Below are 16,596 nucleotides of genomic sequence, written 5' to 3'. Positions count from 1 at the left end.
GACCGTTTGGCACGCCAATGCGGACCTTCCCGCAACCGTCATGAGGACGGGGGCTGCTGTTGCACTAACAACGAATTTCCGACGTGACCTAACGGCCTCTACGCTGGAGGCGCTGTCTGAATCGTTTTGCATATTGGGCTCGTGTGACCCGGTATTTTTATCTTGCAGCATTTTTTGCTCCATATTACTTTTGCTGATGACCTAGGTGTTCTGGGTCATAGGTTTATATGCATAACTAAAAAGCAAAATTCAAGCCGGCTTTTATGTTTTGGCTATGGACCCAGTATTGGCGCGGTATTCTACGAATATTTACAGGATAGAACAGCCTCTCGTCAGTGGGCGTGTAAAATTTTCCGACACATAAGTTACGTAGGAATAAACGACTGTATTGTTTGAAGTCTAAAGTGCATATGCAATAGCGGTGAGGAAATACTTCTCAGAAAGCCAGCCTTTGGTGTGCAAAACAGGAGGGACGGTTGTAGGTCTGATTGGGCTACGGATACCTTATTGTTTTAGCAACTCCAGGAGGTAGTTCACCGGGATTGCATAGCTGATTCCCGATGGCTGATTCAACGCCGCCTCGCGCGTGCCTTTTATGAATACCATGTTAATGACACCGAGAGTTTCGCCTGTCTCGGTATCGTAGACTGGGCTACCACTATTGCCTGGATAGGCTGTAGCATCAAGCTGCAAGATGTTGAACGTTCCGCTTCTGATCTTGCGGATCAGCTTTTCGTTGATCTGCTGGGCATTTCCACCGGGCAGTGCAATTGGGGTTACTGACGACACAATGCCGCGGTTGGTAACAGGAGAAAAGCCTAGGGCACCTCCAAGTGGAAAGCCAGTAAAAGCAATGGACTGCCCCTCGCGCACCTGATCAGAGTTTCCGAGTTTCATTGCCGGCAAGGCAGATCCTTCTATGCGTAAAACAGCGAGATCGTGCTCTTTGTCCAGACTAGCCAGCAAAGCTCGCCGAATCTGCGGCTCACCATTCGCGGTCCGCGCCCGGATTACCAAGGCGGGCGCGTCTGGGTCATTGATTTCTGTTAGCACATGTGCGTTGGTAGCTACCAGATTTCCGTAGCCAACCACGAATCCGGTACCACGCATGACAAACTGGGGACTGCTAGTATTTTTGTAGGTACCCACGACGACGATTGACGGTTTGATCCGCTCAATGGTGTCGGTAAGATCGGCTGCAGATGCGATTGTCCCAAGAATAGCCTGACCGGCCAATAAACATCGGCAAATTCCGGCCAACCACCTCACATCAACCTGCGTGAGATAATTTTGGGTAATTCTGGTGAGGGGCTCGTCACGCCAGGATCAAATGGATGATCCTCGCGTTTGAATATCTCGCGGATGCGCTTCACGTAGCCTTTGGTCTCTGCGTAGGGTGGAACACCAGCGTAGCGGTTTACTGCGCCCTCACCTGCATTATAGGCTGCGGCTACCAATGGGATATTGCCCTCGAAATAGGCCAGCAGCCATCGCAGATAGGCGAGTCCTCCGCGAATATTTTGCTCGGGATCAAAGGGCTTTTTGACGTTGAAGCGTTCTGCGGTTTCGGGAATCAATTGCATCAGGCCCTGGGCATTCTTGGGCGAGATGGCTTCTGGGTTGAAATTCGACTCAGCGCGAATGATGGCCATGGCCAAGCGCGGATAAACACCGTATTCGGGAGCTAACTTCTGAACAAGATCCATCACCTTGCGATGTTCCGGTGTTGCCTTGGCGACGATGTCATCACCGTCGGTGTCGTTCAGCTCTGGATCCGAGAGGCAGGCTGGAGCTTTGGTGATCGGTGTGCCGACCTGGCGAAGCATACGCTCAGCGAGCATATCGCCTTGTTGGGCCGCCATCGTGAAGAAGAGAGCCGCTGTTGCATCGTCACGTTCTATGCCACGACCCATAGCGTACATCCAACCAAGGTTGTACTGCGCCTCAACGTCGCCGAGTCGTGCTGCCTCACAATAAAGCTCGACTGCCTTTGCAGGGTTTCGCGGGGTGCCATCACCATGTTCAAATAATTTCGCTTCATTGCGCAACGCCATCGCCTGTTCTTTGATTGCTTTGGTGTCGGCGATAGCTGGCTTGTAAAACATGCTGGCAACAATCAGTGCGCAAAGCGCCCAAGGGAAAGGTGCAGCAGTAGTAATCCTTGAGTGCTTCATCAACTTCCCCTTACAAACGCCAGACCGTTACACCGGTACCCACGAAAGCGTTGTAGTCCAACATACTCTTGACGTCGGTAATCACGCCATTCGGTTTCAGTTTAGCTGTGAATTGACTGGTTGTAAGGGCCTTGTACTGTTTGTGATTGACCGCAACAACAATAGCGGAAGCCTTGGGCAGACTTTCCCAATTGACAAGGTCAACGCCATATTCATGATGGGCCTCAGCAGTATCAGCAACCGGGTCATGTACTACTACCGTGGCACCGTAGGATTGAAGTTCTCGAATTACATCGATAACTCGGGAATTGCGAAGGTCGGGACAGTCTTCCTTGAAGGTCAGGCCTAGCACGATGATCGGCTGATCCTTGATCGGGTGGCCGGCACCGACAAGCATCTTGATAGTCTGCTCGGCGACGAACTTGCCCATGCCATCATTGATGCGCCGCCCGGCCAGGATGACTTCCGGATGATAACCAAGCTTCTGGGCCTTGTGCGTCAGATAGTAGGGGTCTACGCCTATGCAATGGCCACCAACCAGGCCAGGACGGAACGGTAGAAAATTCCACTTGGTGCCGGCTGCTTGGAGCACTTCAAGCGTGTCGATGCCGATCTTGTCGAAAATGATCGCCAGTTCGTTCATCAGTGCAATGTTGAGGTCTCGCTGGGTATTTTCGATGACTTTGGCTGCTTCAGCAACCTTGATATTGGACGCTGCGTAGACCCCCGCTGTGATTACGCTACCGTAGATCTCTTTGACCTTATCAAGCGTGGCTGGCGTGTCTCCAGACACCACCTTGACGATCTTGGTGACAGTGCGCTCCTTGTCACCCGGATTGATACGTTCGGGCGAATAGCCGACGAAGAAATCAGTTTTCCAGGTCTTGCCGGACTCTCTTTCGAGAATCGGGATGCAGACCTCTTCGGTTGCTCCAGGGTAGACTGTCGATTCATACACCACGATGGCACCCTGTTTAAGGTTGCGGCCAACTGTCGTTGAAGAGCCGACGAGCGGGCTGAAATCTGGCTGATGTGCATCGTCTACCGGCGTAGGTACAGCTACGATGACGAAATCTGCCTCGCGCAGGGTGCTTGCATCGGTGGAGACTGTTAGCTGAGTCGCCGACTTGAGGTCTTCGGTGCTAACTTCGCCCGTTGGGTCGATGTAGTGTTTGTAGCTGTCAATTTTTGCTTGTGAGAGGTCAAAGCCGATCGTCCGGAATTTCTTACCGAATTCCACTGCCAGCGGCAACCCGACATATCCCAGACCTACTACAGCAATTGTTGTCATGATGAATCCTGTATCTATCTAAAAAAATTCCGAAAATCAATATCAAAGGGATTTGAGCAACTGGCTGACTTCGGTCTGGTTCGGGAATTTTTCGCCCATTGTTGCCAGCGCATCCAGCTCCTTGCGCGCTTCATCCTTCTTGCCTGATGCAATCAGGACTTTGGCCAGATTTAGCTGAATCGCACTAGCCTGAGGTGCTGATGCTAGCGCTTTGCGGAGTAGCTCAACAGCTTTGGCTGTTTCTCCCTTGTCGGCGAGCAACATGGCCAGAGTGTCCATGAATGCAGGTTGATTGGGGGCAAGCTGATTGGCCTTTTCTGCATATTCGAGCGCTTTTGGAGACTTCACTCGGCCTGATGCCCAAGCGATATTGTTAAGTATCAGTGCATTATCTGGCTGGAGTTCCAATGCTGCCTGGTAATGATTCACGGCTTGGGCAAAATTCGTTTGTGCTGAAGCACGGTCACCCAAATACATCCGGAAGGCGACATCTTTTGGATGGTCTTTTAGCCACGCGCCAGCTGTCTTATCTGCCTCTGCTGTGTTTCCAGAAGCAAGCAAGGAGCCGTGAAGCTTGATGGCGAGTTCCGGGGCTGCAACCACTTTCAGACCACTTCGAAAAACAGTGATCGCCTCGGGCCAAGCTTTGCCAAATGCGTGAATGTCGCCTTCCAGCACATAGCCGACGGGTTCCTTTGGTCGCTGCTTTTGTACCATCCGGGCGATGTCGATTGCGCTTTTCGTATTCTTGCCTTCCATGGCTAGCAAGATCAGTGAGCGCTGTGCTTCCACGATATCTGGCTTGATTTCAAGGGCTTTCTTGAGGTTCTTGATGCCTTCTTCCTTGTTTTTATTTGCGAACTGGATTTCTGCCATGCGTAGCAATGGCAATGGTGAGGCTGGTTGAAGGGAAGCAAGTTTTCCGTAGGTGGTCTGTGCCTGATTGAAATCACCAGCAAGTTGTTGGGTACGACCCAGTGCATCAAGCAGTTCCGGTTTGTCCAGGATGGCGCTAGTAGCTTCATTGGCAGCGGTCAACGCCTTCTTGTTTTCCTTGAGCTTGAGATAGTATTGAATTAGCGCGAGTCGGGGAGCCGGTTCGCTGGGGGCTGCGCTGATTGCTTTGCTGATCAGCGAGGAGACTTCGTCTGGCATGCCGCCGTTGGCTGCCTTGAGTTCAGCCAAAGCGAGTAGTGCCTGCATATTCTTGGGGTCGGCACTGATCACTGCCTCAAAGCGCCTGCGAGCATCTTCCGGCTTCTTGTCGAGCAAATCCAGCGTGGCCAGACTGGCTACAGCAGGGAAAAACATTGGGTCGATCGAAAGGGCTTTTTCGAAGCTTTGGCGGGCTCCCGCCGTGTCCTTCTTGGCCAGCATAGTGCGGGCACGCAGGTTATATGTTGCCGGATTATTCGGCTGTTTCTTCTCTAGGCCATCAAGAGCCTTTAAGGCTTTGTCCAGTTGATTACTGCGTAGGAGGGCGGCGATCAACGCCAGATCGGCAGATATGCCTTTGTCAGAAACAGATATTTGTTCCAGCTCCTGAAATGCGATTTCGGAGCTGCCTTGGGCCATATGTGCCAAGGCGAGGGATGTCTTGTTTGCAGCATTCTCCGGTTCCAATTTGCTGGCTTTGGCAAAGTATTCGGCAGCCCTATTGGGGTCTCCCTGTTGCAAATAGGCTTCGCCGGCAAGAGCGAGTAGAGCGGAGTCTTGATCAATGCGACCCAGCACAGGTTGAAGGGCTTCCAGTGCCTTGCCCGATTGGCCTGTACGCAAGTGACTGGCTACCAGAATGCGCCTGGCCAGCGGGAGCCCCGGTGCTAACTGCAGAGCCTTGGCCAGATAGGCTTCTGCCTGTATGTAGGAGCCCAATTGGTATTCTATGGCACCAGCAATCTGGAGGTTGCCCGGGTTGTTGGGAGATATCTTCAGCAGTTGCTGGACGGACTCACGAGCAGTTTTGTAGTCTTTACGTTGATAGTTGATTTGAGCATCAAGTAAGTAGACTTGCGGGTGTTTGGGGGAAATTTTCTTCAAGACATCGAGTTTCTTGGCCGCTTCATCGATCTTGCCTGCCTTGAGGAGAGTTCCAATGGCTGCTGAATGAGCATTCAGAAAGCTGGGTTTTGCGTCTATGGCTTTCTGATAGTGGGCCAGAGCTCCAGCCGTGTCACCATCAAAGTCGAGAAGGTTGCCCTTGATCAGAAGCGCTTCGGGATTGTTCGGATTTTGGTTCAATAGTGCATCAAGCTTTGAGCGAGCCCCAGCGAGGTCATTGTTTGCGGCAGTTTCCAAAATGTCAGCTAATCGCGCAGGAACATAATTTGGGCTTGAGGAAAGGGCTTCGGCAAGAAGCGCTCTGGCAACGTCGCGCTTGCCTAGAGATGCATACGCCGCGCTTAGGGTCGTGTTTAGGGATGCTAAAGGTTCCCCGTTAGTTAATCTGGTCTGGCCAAACTCATCGGCCAATTTTTTTGCCTTGCCGCCTGCCAACATGGCGCGAGCCAGCAGAGGGATAGTGGCATCCGGAGAGTGTTTGAGTTCCAGCGCCTTGCGCAGTTCAACCTCTGCGCCCGCAACGTCACCGCTTTCAAGTAGCGCCGAACCGAGCAGGAAGCGGGCTTCGGCAAGGTTGGGGTTTTTCTGCAGCGCATTTTTCAACTGGATAACGGCGGCCTTGGCATCGTTTTTGGCTAGATAGTCCTTGCTGGACAAGATGAGGCTTTCTGGCGAGTCGCCACCACAGGCGCCCAGCATCATCGTCAGAAGGGCCGTAGAGATTACGGTCGGTACAAGCGAACGCGACATTTTCATGATTGTCTTCTTCACAGGAGAGGGGTTACTTCAGGCCAAGGCGATGCATCAGGTCGTACAACGTCGGCCGGCTGATACCTAATATTTCGGATGTACGCAAAAGATTGCCATTGGCACGTCCCAATGCGGTAACAATAGCTTGCCGTTCAGCCTCGTCACGTACTTTACGTAGATCGATGAATTCGATCTCGCTTGAGGCTTCGTTCTCCAAACCAATATCTTCACGGGTAATACGGGAACCGTCGGCCATGATTACTGCGCGCTTGATGCAGTTTTCCAGTTCCCGGACATTGCCGGGCCATCGATTTGCCTCTATTGCTCGAATAGCTTCTTCGCAAAGGGTCATACTGCCACGCTTCTGCTCGTTTGCGAATCGGTGCACAAAAGCGTGGGCCATCAATGCAGGGTCCCCCCTACGTTCACGCAATGGAGGGATCTGGACCACAATTTCGGCAAGTCGATAATACAAGTCCTCGCGAAAGCTGCCATTGCTGATATTTGTTTTTAAGTCCTGATGTGTGGCACAGACGATACGAACATCCACAGGAATTTCCGAACGTCCCCCTAGGCGCTCAATGACGCGTTCCTGAAGAAAGCGCAGTAATTTCGCCTGCAGAGGAAGGGGCAGATCGCCGATTTCATCAAGCATTAACGTGCCACCGTTGGCAGTTTCGATTTTCCCGGGGGTCGTTTTTACGGCACCGGTAAACGCACCCTTCTCATAGCCAAACAATTCACTTTCCAGCAGGTTCTCCGGAATGGCTGCGCAATTGATGGCCACGAAGCGCTCGTTACAGCGGGGCGATGATTCGTGCAGGCCACGTGCCAGCAATTCCTTGCCTGTTCCGCTCTCTCCCAAGAGAAGTACTGTCGCGCTGCTGCTGGCAACTTTTTCTATGGTCCGACATATTTTTTGCATGCCTGCATCACGCGTCAGCAGGCCAGCAAGTGCTGGCGGATGTTGGGATGCCAGAAGTCGACGATTTTCCTGCTGCAGGTCATGGAGTCGAAAAGCTCGATCAATCGTCAGCGCAAGCATTTCCGGCTCGAACGGCTTGGCAAAAAAATCATAAGCGCCGAGGGCAATCGCCCGTAGTGCGTTGGCTCTGTCATTCTGACCTGTGAGAACGATTACCTTTGTGTCGGGGGCCGATGCCAGGATTTGCTCCAACAATCTGAATCCCTCGGAAACTGAGTCAGCATCGGGAGGAAGGCCAAGATCCATCGTTACAACTGCTGGGCAGTGACGGTGTATTTGCGCAAGGGCGCTTTCACGGTCAGCAGCGGTCAACGTCTCAAATTGGTCAAAGGACCACCGAAGTTGCTTTTGCAGTGCGAGATCGTCTTCGACAATCAGCAGGGCGCGGGGTTTTTCTGTACTCATGCGGCTTCCTGCGCGCGCAGATCGGATTCGGTACGAATGACGAATAGCGGAAGTGTCACGGTAATCCGCGTACCCTTGCCAGGTTCGCTGTCAACTTGCATGTCGCCACCCAATTCACGAACGTATTGGGCGCTTTCGTAGGCGCCAATTCCCATTCCGGCATCTTTGGTGCTTTGGAATGGCTTGAATAGTCTGTCCCGGATAAATTCCTGCGTCATGCCATGTCCGTTATCGCCTACCAGAATTGCAGCCTTGTCGTTGCGGCGTTCGAGCGATGTCCAGACGCGATCGCCGGGGAGTGATGCATCAATGGCGTTTTGGACAAGATGGCCAATGACCCTTTCCAGGCGTTCTTCGTGTCCACGTGCTATTAATCGATCCTGAACGTGAACTTCGATCGATCTTCCCTGACTCATTTTGTCCTTTTGAATACGCTGAATGACATCAGCAAGATTAACACCGCAGATGCCTCCAGGGGGAGTAGCACCTTCACGCAACTGCATCATCAATTGACGCATGCGCTCGACGGCATGATTTACTGTCATCAGCATATCCTTTTGGAATTCTGGATTGTCGCTGTGGCGTTCTGCGTTTTTAAGCATCAGTGAAAGTTGCGTCACAATGTTTTTCAGGTCATGAACAACAAAGGCGGACATCTTGTTAAATGCGTCAAACTTGCGGACCTCAAGCAAAGCCTCGGTTGCCTGCATGCGGGTCAGAAAGCTTGCAGCCTGGCAGCCTGCGGCGCGTAACAGATCGTTGACTTCCCAATTAACATTAATTGGTGTGCGAGAACTGGACAAAATGACGAAGCCCTGCATATCGCTACCGGTCATCAAAGGGATTATCAGCCAGGCGTTCATCTGGTCGGAAAGCCATTCTGGAATATCAAGATCGCCGTAGCGAGCCGGGTAGCATCGATATTCTTCGAGATTAATGACCCAGCCGCTGGCGAGGAGGAATCGGCAGAGAGATGAGTCTTGCCGCTCTTCGGCGAGGCACTCCGGGAGATTCCAGCGAGCACTTTGTCTGAAAGTCAGATGGCTTGTTTCTCGAAGCCATAACGTGCCGGCAGGGCTTTCAACCATGTTGGCCAGACCGCGAATAACCTGTTGTCCCATGGTCTGCGGTGAGTCCTGTACGGTAAGCGCGTGCGTAAACCGTAGCCACTCTTCACGATAGTCGTAGCGGTAGCGGAAAAAATGTTTGCCAACCAGAACTTTCATTCTGGCGCGCATCGATCCGGAAACCAGCAGTACGCCCAAAAGAAGCAGTCCGGCAAAAATCAGGGCCAACTGGAATGCGCGTCCCCATTCTCCTCCGAAATAGCGGACGTAATAGCCGACGGCTGCTGTAAAAAGCAGGTAGAGTCCAGCAAGAAGGAGTGTGGCCGAATGGAAGGCTGCCTTCTGTGAAAGGTGAATCTTTGATGTCCAGTCCCTGGCTCGATCGGTCGCCAACATAAGCAAAGGGATAGTGATAGCGTGCACAAAACCTCTGACAATCAGTGCATCTCCATCGATGCGGCTGAACATCATCGCGTCGGAAAACAGATAGACGTCAAATGAAAACTGGAAGAGCAGGGCAAGGCATAGCGGCTTGACATTCCAGCGCGAATCCTCGGAGACGGTGCGAAACAGTTGCTCGACAAGAACCAGTCCGATTACGGCTTCTGCCAGACCGTGAAAAATCACCGCACGTAGCCATTCTTCGGTCGATATCAAGCGAAGCACTACTGAAAATTGGAGACCGATACCGGTTATGACCAAAACCCAGCAGGTGGCAGGTAGCCAGGATGGGAGAATAGGTTTGGTATCAGGGTGGCTGCCTGGGGCAAGCAGTGTCACCAGGAAAACGTACCAGGCACCGTATTTGGCGACATCAGCCAGTAAAGCGGTAACAAGTGCCAGCGCATGTCCACTAAAGGAATAGAACAGTCCGGCAGAGGCCCACAAGGCCGACAAAATGGCAACCCAAACCATCCGTCTCGTGTGGATACTGGATCGCCAATTCTTGCCAAATGAGATTAGGTAGATCCAAAGCGCCAGATAGCCGAAAACGGCAAGTCCAAAGCTCGAGGTAAACAGGGCTGCGCTTGTGATTTCCATACAACTCGGACTTTTCAGATCACAGATGAGCGTGATGAAAGATTAGTGGGCGCCCTTGCCGGTCAGTACGACGCCTACCGTTTCGAAGAGCACCACCATATCTAGAAACAGCGAGTGGTTCTTGACGTAATATAAATCGTACTGGAGCTTTTCTGCAGAATCTTCAACTGTCGCGCCATAGTGATATCGCACTTGTGCCCAGCCTGTTACGCCGGGTTTGACGCTGTGCCGAACAGCGTAGAAAGGAATTTCCTTGGTTAGCTGATCGACAAAAAATGGGCGCTCCGGGCGAGGACCGACCAAACTCATGTCGCCTTTCAAGACGCTGAATAGCTGTGGGAGTTCATCGATGCGAAGTTTGCGGATGATCTGGCCGACGCGGGTAGCCCGGTTATCCTTGGCTTGTGCCCAAATCGGCTTCCCATCCTTTTCCGCATCACGTCGCATGCTGCGGAACTTGATGACGTTGAAAAGGCGTCCGTTAACTCCAACCCGTTCTTGCCGGTAAAGCAGCGGAAACCCATCCTCCATGACGATCAGGATGGCAGCCAATAGCATAATGGGTAATGCCAAAATGATCAGTATGATGGCACAGACTATGTCGAACAAACGTTTGACGACGGTGCGGAAAGTGCCTTGGCAAAACCCATCACCAAAAATGAGCCACCCCGCATAGAGGGAGTCGAGACGAATTTGCCCTAAAGTCTGTTCAAAATGGCTCGCGAGATCAAGGACTTTGACTCCTTGCAACTTGCAGTCAAGCAATTCGCGCATAGGCATAGATCCGCCCCGTCGTTCGCTAAGGGCAACTACGATTTCATCAGCTTTGAGATAGCAGGCCGTATCGGTCAACGATCTGTCTCGGCTGAGAATCATACTTGAAGAAACCAGAGGCTGATCTTCATTGCTGCCAGGCAAGAAGCCAATGATTTCGGCAGCTGGATCGGAGCGATCCAGCGCGCGCTTGACGGCCAGTGCTTGCTGCCCCGTACCGAATACTAAAATGCGCCTGCGTAGCATTTTCGTAGCCGGTGCATGAGCCGCACCCACGCGGGTTACCAGCATGCCGAAAACAGCGGACATCGCGGAAAGGTGGATTAAGTCACGATTCACCGCAGCAATCGGAAGCAGTGCATATAGAGCGTAGGCGATTGGGATAGAGAGGTAAATGGAAAGTACCGCGCGGGCCCTGGTTTCGGTAATTGGGCGAATCGAGGCGCGTTGATAGAGGCCCAGCAGAGCATTGATGGCAAGCATCACAAGTCCGAAGAGGATGGCATAAACCACAATTTGTACTGGGTTGACCGGAAGCCCACTGTTGATCCACATCAGCGTAATAACGAGGCTGACAATCAGGAACGAAAAGTCGAACAAAACTCCGGCGATACTGCGCCAAGTAAACCAGTGATTGAACAGCCTGATCATGATGCCCCTGCGTCCCCCAGAAATATTCCTGTCCAGCCAAATAGTTCGTGCCCGCTTGGAATACAACGGAATCTTCCATTGCACAAAAATAATGATATGGACACTGGCATATTTTGCTTGTGCACTATTTCACAGAGACTACGAATCATTGCAACAAGTTTCATCTGGGATGGGCACCGTTAATGCAAAAAACCGAAATACACGAGATTTGTTCCAAAAGTGTTAGAGAGTATAAAAATGGACTGTTGCTAATGTTCTTGGTTGTGATCGAACAGTGTAAGGAGCAATGATCCCTAGTATTTGAGCGGATTTAGACCAAATGCATCCAAACATTGTATCGAATTTAAGGAGCGAAGGGCGGGAGTAATCTGCACGATATGTCCACCGCTCAACAGATCTGGTCGTTTGACGGGGAAGAGCGCTGGTTGGCGCTACACTAGTACTTCAATAACATCAGAATGCCCCAAAAAGCGCTGTGGGCTGGCACTGGCTCCGTAAGCCCCGGACTGGAAAACCACCACTAAATCCCCCGGCTCTGCAATCGCCAACGTCATGCGATCTGCCAGAATGTCCAATGGTGTGCATAGCGGACCGACAACGGAAGCTATTTCGGTTTGAATGGCATTCATACGAGTACCAATGGCGACTGGATAGTTTTTTCGAATGACTTGCCCGAAGTTTCCTGATGCGGATAAATGATGGTTCAGGCCGCCATCGACAACAAGAAAAGTTTGCCCGCGTGAGACCTTGCGGTCTATTACCCGGGAAACATATATTCCAGCCTCGCCGACGAGGTAACGGCCAAGTTCAATGACCAACGATGCTGCGGGAAAGTCTGCCTTGGCGCGATTTGCGAGTTGCTCTAAATTCCGACCAATGCTTTTTAAGTCAAGTCGTATTTCACCCGGGAAGTAGGGAATGCCAAATCCTCCGCCGAGATTCAGGAAGCTGATTGGTGAAGGAGCGTAACGGGAGAGCGCAAGCGCCAGATCGTAGGATTTCTGCTGTGCCTCGCAAATGGATTCGGCCTTTAGATTTTGAGATCCGGCAAACAGGTGAAAGCCCTCGAAAGCCAGTTTGTGGTCGCCAATTTTGGCAAGCAACTCCGGCACCAGTTCCGCATCGACGCCGAACTGCTTGGGGCCTCCTCCCATCTTCATGCCGGAGCCTTTGAGTTCAAAGTCTGGATTGACGCGCACGGCGACCCTGGCCGGAAGCTCTAGCTCTAGCGAAATATTCGCCAGCAGGTCCACTTCACGAAACGATTCGATGTTGATCAGAACGCCCGCGGCAACTGCTTGGCGCAGTTCGGTGTTTCTTTTTCCTGGGCCTGCAAAACTGATTTCATGCGGATCGGCGCCGGCATCGAGCGCGACTTTTAGTTCCCCGGCTGAGGCGACATCGATACCATCAACCATATCGGCCATAAATCCAACAACCGCCGGCATTGGGTTTGCTTTCATCGCAAAATGCAGTTTTATGTTTTCCGGTAATGCCAAGCGCAATTCAGCCATTCGGGATCGCAACAGGTTGCGATCATAGGCATAGAAGGGTGTCTGCCCAACGCGTTCGGCCAGATGTCTTAGGGGTAATCCGCCTACCAGTAATTGATTACCGGCAGTAGAAAACTGGTTCATGGTCGTATGGACCGGAGCGGTTGGCATAGTCATTCTTATCGGCTAGCTTAGAGGTTGTTTTGCTCGATCCACATGGTCGACAGCGTTTTTCGGTCAATTTTCCCATTCGGGTTGCGGGGCAGGGGGCCCTTGATAACCTCAATGCCGCTAGGCACCATGTAGGCTGGCATGCGAACTCGGCATTCGGCGAGAAGAGCCATAACATCAAGTTCGCCATTGGCCGGGGCGGTGGCAATAACCTGAATGGCTTGGCCGAGTCGATCGTTATCTACGCCAAAGGCAACGCATTCTCCAACCATCTTTGTCGCGTAGAGAATTTCCTCCACCTCGGTTGGGCTGACGCGGTAACCAGAGGTTTTCATCATCTCGTCACGACGGCCGACAAAGTACAGGAATCCCTCGTCGTCCATACGTACTGTGTCGCCGGAAAATACGGCGATTTCTGGCAACACAAGGCCAGACTCGCGGCCGGGAGCATGGACGGGCAGCGGTTTGTAGCGTTCGGCAGTCTTTTCTATATCGTTCCAGTAACCCATGCCGACCAGGGCGCCACGATGCACCAGTTCCCCCGGTTCGTTTGGCCCACATTGAGTGCCATCTTCACGCAAAACCAGAATTTCGGCATTGGGGATTGCCTTGCCGATGGAGTCTGGTCGTTTGTCGACTTCACTTGGCGGCAAATATGTGGAGCGGAACGCCTCAGTCAGCCCATACATCAGAAACGGTTTTGCCTTGGGAAGGCTTCGCCGCAAGGCATCCAGGATTTCGCGCGGCATACGCCCCCCGGTGTTGGCAAAGTACCGCAGGTGATCGGTGATCGATTCAGGCCAATCGAGTTGAGCCAGCTGAATATACAGCGGAGGCACAGCTGTAAGTCCGGTGACCTTTTCGCGCTCGATTGCCTTGAGTACATCACGCGGCAAGAGGTAATTGAGAAGTACCACCCGCGCGCCAGCATAGAATGCAGTGGTTAGCTGGCTAAAGCCAGCATCGAAGGAGAGGGGGAGGGCTGCCAGTAACGTGTCGTCAGCACGATTTTCCAGATAGCTGGCAACGCTTTTCGCGCCTGCCACCATGTTGCGATGAGAGAGAACAACCCCTTTGGGTTTTCCTGTGCTGCCCGACGTGTACAAGATACCTAAGACATCAGTGTCGATTAAACGGTGGCCGCTTGCTGGATGGCTAGCGAGCACATCGCTCCAGCGAACCGTATTCAGTCCCTTGATTTGGGGAAGTGACTCCGCAGAGTCAAGCACGATGACGTGTCGCAGATCGTGACAGGCGGCAAGCGACTCTTGCAATTGAGCCAACCGTTCCTGGGAAGTAACCAAAACGCGGACATTGCAATCGCGGAGGATGTATCCCACTTGCTCTGGCTTGAGCAGAGGATTCATTGGCACGAAAACTCCGCCAGCTGCGGGAGGGGCAAAGCTGGAGATGACAGTTTCGAAGCGTTTTTCGAGATAGATGCCGACGCGCTCGCCACGCTGAAGACCTAAGTTCACCAAACCACTGACCAAGCAGGTGATTGCGCTTTGCAATTCCCCGTAACTTAGCGTGGTCTTGCCATAGGTTAATGCGGGAGCGGTAGGGGTCAGATCAGCCGCGTGGGAAACTAGGTCTGGTAATAGAGTGGAGTCGTACATGGGATGGGACTTTGGCATAAATTGGTGTGAATCAATGAGGAGTATCTCACAGTCGAATTCCCATTCTGTGTCTATAATGCGGCGTCTTGAATATGACGATTCTGGAGCAAGACTTGAATACTGAAAAAGAAATCCTATCCCTTCTGGATGAAATTCTTTGTCTGAATGGTCGATCATCTGACTTTTCACGGAATACGCCGCTGCTGGGGGCTATTCCAGAGCTAGATTCGATTGCTGTTGTTGCTCTGATCACCGGTATGGAAGAACGGTTGGGTTTTGCTGTTGATGATGACGAAATCGAGGGAAGCACTTTTGCCACACTTGGCTCCTTGATTGATTTTGTCGAAGGTAAGTTGGCGAATTAAGGCTACTACGCTTGATGCTGCCCTTCTTTATACCCGGCGAAGGCGGGCAGCGTTTTTGCCTATATCACCCAGCGAATGGATTGACACGAGGGGCAATCATTTATCTGCATCCATTTGCAGAGGAGATGAATAAATCTCGTCGTATGGCTGCTATACAGGCGAGAGCGATGGCAGCTGCGGGGTTTTCTGTGCTGCAGATCGATTTGTTGGGTTGCGGTGACAGCAGTGGTGACTTTTCGGATGCCAGTTGGCAGGCTTGGCAGGATGACGTGCTTCTCGCATACCGCTGGCTGCGAACGCAAACCGATGCCGCGCTGACCCTATGGGGGTTACGTGCGGGCTGTCTATTGGCAGGGACTGTCGCAGTCAATCTACCTGAGCCGACTAATTTTATTCTTTGGCAGCCTGTTGTTTCTGGCAATTTGCACTGGCAGCAATTCATGCGTCTAAAAATGGCTGGCGAGTTGGCAAGCGGCCAGGCCAAAGGCGTCACCGCTCAATTGAAGCAAAGACTTGCCTCAGGGCAGTCTGTTGAGATTGTTGGTTATGAGGTTGTGCCGGAGTTGGCCGGAGGGATTGAAGCGTCTGAACTACTCCCACCATCCCTGTCGAATTCTCCAATCACTGCGCAACCGGATATTTTGCAAATATCTGAAGCTAAAAAGCCAGCAGTCGCTTGGTTCGAACTCTCGACAAGAGAAAACGCAACGCTTGCTCCAGCATCACAAAAGCGGATTGAGCAATGGCAATCTTGCGGTTACCGCGTTCAGGCTGAAACAATCCAAGGCCCTGCCTTTTGGCAAACGACTGAAATCGAGGACGCACCTGAATTGATTGTGGCGACAATGGCAGCGTTGGAGGCATTCTAGTGAGCTATGCCGAACGTACTTTCACTTTCGAGGTTGCTGGCGATCAGGTAATTGGTATTGTTGCCGTGCCCGAGTTAGCCAAGGCGACCGGAGTTCTCGTAGTGGTTGGCGGCCCTCAGTACCGAGTTGGCAGTCATCGCCAGTTTCTATTGCTTTCCCGTGCCTTGGCCGAAGCGGGTTATTCGACTATGCGTTTTGACTATCGCGGAATGGGGGATGGCTCGGGTGATCTGCGTGGTTTTGAAACAGTCAACGACGATATCGAACGAGCCATTGAAGCTTTTTTCCAACATTGTCCGAAGCTTGAACGCATCGTACTTTGGGGCTTGTGCGATGCTGCTACGGCGAACCTTCTCTATTGGTTGCGAACGCGGGATACCCGAATAAATGGTTTAGTTCTGCTAAATCCTTGGGCTCGCTCGGAATCAACATTGGCGCGGACTCACATCAAGCACTACTATGCTCAACGGTTGCTGCAGGGCGAATTCTGGCGCAAGTTGCTAAGTGGAAAACTGGGTATCGGGCGCGCATTGCTGGGGTTTTCCTCGAGTTGGCTGCGAGCAAGACATACGTTGAAACCCAGTGCCAATTCTGCAGATGTAACGCAACCCTTCCAGAAGCGGATGATGCAGGCGCTCGATGAGTATCCAGAATCATCACTTCTTATTCTCAGCGGCGACGACTACACAGCCAAGGAGTTTCTCGAAGCTTGCCAAACCGATGCACAAGCAATCCGGGCATTGGCAAAATCGCGAATTACGCGTGTGGATATTCCTGAGGCAGATCACACTTTCTCATCCGGGGTGATGCGAAGGACAGTTGAGATGGCGACGCTTGACTGGCTTGAGAAGTCGGTAGCACCCTAACTATCGAAATGCCG

At 52.1% G+C, this 16,596-nt stretch carries 12 protein-coding genes; 3 read left to right on the top strand and 9 right to left on the bottom strand.

Features of this window, described 5'->3' with window-relative positions; translation table 11 throughout:
- Window positions 1-504: 504 nt before the first annotated feature.
- The 9 genes from AC07TV_RS13625 to AC07TV_RS13585 form a co-directional block, all read right to left on the bottom strand.
- The gene (locus AC07TV_RS13625; protein WP_494648908.1) at window positions 505-1,236 is read right to left on the bottom strand and encodes a S1 family peptidase; all 732 of its coding nucleotides are present in this window, start codon (window positions 1,234-1,236) and stop codon (window positions 505-507) included.
- Window positions 1,237-1,265: 29 nt separating this feature from the next.
- Window positions 1,266-2,174 (bottom strand): lytic transglycosylase domain-containing protein, encoded by a 909-nt coding sequence (locus AC07TV_RS13620; RefSeq protein ID WP_494648907.1) that lies wholly within the window; start codon window positions 2,172-2,174, stop codon window positions 1,266-1,268.
- Between the two features lie 10 nt (window positions 2,175-2,184).
- Window positions 2,185-3,465 (bottom strand): nucleotide sugar dehydrogenase, encoded by a 1,281-nt coding sequence (locus tag AC07TV_RS13615; RefSeq protein WP_494648906.1) that lies wholly within the window; start codon window positions 3,463-3,465, stop codon window positions 2,185-2,187.
- A 42-nt stretch (window positions 3,466-3,507) separates the two neighbouring features.
- Window positions 3,508-6,282 carry an XrtA/PEP-CTERM system TPR-repeat protein PrsT gene (prsT, locus tag AC07TV_RS13610; RefSeq protein ID WP_494648905.1) on the bottom strand — a complete coding sequence of 925 codons (2,775 nt, stop codon included), beginning with the start codon at window positions 6,280-6,282 and terminating at the stop codon, window positions 3,508-3,510.
- A gap of 25 nt (window positions 6,283-6,307) precedes the next feature.
- On the bottom strand, window positions 6,308-7,666 hold the full coding sequence (gene prsR / locus AC07TV_RS13605; RefSeq protein ID WP_494648903.1) for a PEP-CTERM-box response regulator transcription factor: 1,359 nt from the start codon (window positions 7,664-7,666) through the stop codon (window positions 6,308-6,310).
- Window positions 7,663-9,774, bottom strand: a complete 2,112-nt coding sequence (prsK, locus tag AC07TV_RS13600; RefSeq protein ID WP_494648902.1) for an XrtA/PEP-CTERM system histidine kinase PrsK — start codon at window positions 9,772-9,774, stop codon at window positions 7,663-7,665. Before prsK ends, prsR begins: the two co-directional genes overlap by 4 nt.
- Before the next feature lie 42 nt (window positions 9,775-9,816).
- Window positions 9,817-11,199 (bottom strand): TIGR03013 family XrtA/PEP-CTERM system glycosyltransferase, encoded by a 1,383-nt coding sequence (locus AC07TV_RS13595; protein ID WP_494648901.1) that lies wholly within the window; start codon window positions 11,197-11,199, stop codon window positions 9,817-9,819.
- 431 nt (window positions 11,200-11,630) lie between these two features.
- A complete protein-coding gene (locus AC07TV_RS13590) occupies window positions 11,631-12,869 on the bottom strand; it encodes a pyridoxal-dependent decarboxylase, exosortase A system-associated (RefSeq protein WP_494648900.1) in 1,239 nt (412 codons plus the stop codon).
- Between the two features lie 14 nt (window positions 12,870-12,883).
- A complete protein-coding gene (locus AC07TV_RS13585) occupies window positions 12,884-14,482 on the bottom strand; it encodes an acyl-CoA ligase (AMP-forming), exosortase A system-associated (protein WP_494648899.1) in 1,599 nt (532 codons plus the stop codon).
- 92 nt (window positions 14,483-14,574) lie between these two features.
- Here AC07TV_RS13585 and AC07TV_RS13580 point away from each other — a divergent pair, with 92 nt between their 5' ends.
- The 3 genes from AC07TV_RS13580 to AC07TV_RS13570 are packed head-to-tail and all read left to right on the top strand — an operon-like array spanning window position 14,575 to window position 16,582.
- Window positions 14,575-14,847 carry a phosphopantetheine-binding protein gene (locus tag AC07TV_RS13580; RefSeq protein ID WP_494648898.1) on the top strand — a complete coding sequence of 91 codons (273 nt, stop codon included), beginning with the start codon at window positions 14,575-14,577 and terminating at the stop codon, window positions 14,845-14,847.
- Between the two features lie 14 nt (window positions 14,848-14,861).
- Window positions 14,862-15,716: a hydrolase 2, exosortase A system-associated gene (locus tag AC07TV_RS13575; RefSeq protein WP_494648980.1), complete on the top strand. Its 855-nt coding sequence runs from the start codon at window positions 14,862-14,864 to the stop codon at window positions 15,714-15,716.
- On the top strand, window positions 15,716-16,582 hold the full coding sequence (locus AC07TV_RS13570) for a hydrolase 1, exosortase A system-associated (RefSeq protein WP_494648897.1): 867 nt from the start codon (window positions 15,716-15,718) through the stop codon (window positions 16,580-16,582). Before AC07TV_RS13575 ends, AC07TV_RS13570 begins: the two co-directional genes overlap by 1 nt.
- Window positions 16,583-16,596 lie beyond the last annotated feature (14 nt).

The organism is Azonexus sp. GW821-FHT04F04, from assembly GCF_059420025.1.
Note: the sequence above shows the minus strand (reverse complement) of the source record. Positions and strands in the feature narration are given on the sequence as shown.

What these genes read in the sequence shown, in the direction of transcription:
- AC07TV_RS13585 (WP_494648899.1), bottom strand. Translation starts at nt 14,482, where the DNA reads ATGTACGACTCCACTCTATTACCAGACCTAGTTTCCCACGCGGCTGAT.
- prsT (WP_494648905.1), bottom strand. Translation starts at nt 6,282, where the DNA reads ATGAAAATGTCGCGTTCGCTTGTACCGACCGTAATCTCTACGGCCCTT.
- AC07TV_RS13580 (WP_494648898.1), top strand. Translation starts at nt 14,575, where the DNA reads ATGACGATTCTGGAGCAAGACTTGAATACTGAAAAAGAAATCCTATCC.
- prsK (WP_494648902.1), bottom strand. Translation starts at nt 9,774, where the DNA reads ATGGAAATCACAAGCGCAGCCCTGTTTACCTCGAGCTTTGGACTTGCC.
- prsR (WP_494648903.1), bottom strand. Translation starts at nt 7,666, where the DNA reads ATGAGTACAGAAAAACCCCGCGCCCTGCTGATTGTCGAAGACGATCTC.
- AC07TV_RS13590 (WP_494648900.1), bottom strand. Translation starts at nt 12,869, where the DNA reads ATGACTATGCCAACCGCTCCGGTCCATACGACCATGAACCAGTTTTCT.
- AC07TV_RS13575 (WP_494648980.1), top strand. Translation starts at nt 14,862, where the DNA reads ATGCTGCCCTTCTTTATACCCGGCGAAGGCGGGCAGCGTTTTTGCCTA.
- AC07TV_RS13615 (WP_494648906.1), bottom strand. Translation starts at nt 3,465, where the DNA reads ATGACAACAATTGCTGTAGTAGGTCTGGGATATGTCGGGTTGCCGCTG.
- AC07TV_RS13595 (WP_494648901.1), bottom strand. Translation starts at nt 11,199, where the DNA reads ATGATCAGGCTGTTCAATCACTGGTTTACTTGGCGCAGTATCGCCGGA.
- AC07TV_RS13620 (WP_494648907.1), bottom strand. Translation starts at nt 2,174, where the DNA reads ATGAAGCACTCAAGGATTACTACTGCTGCACCTTTCCCTTGGGCGCTT.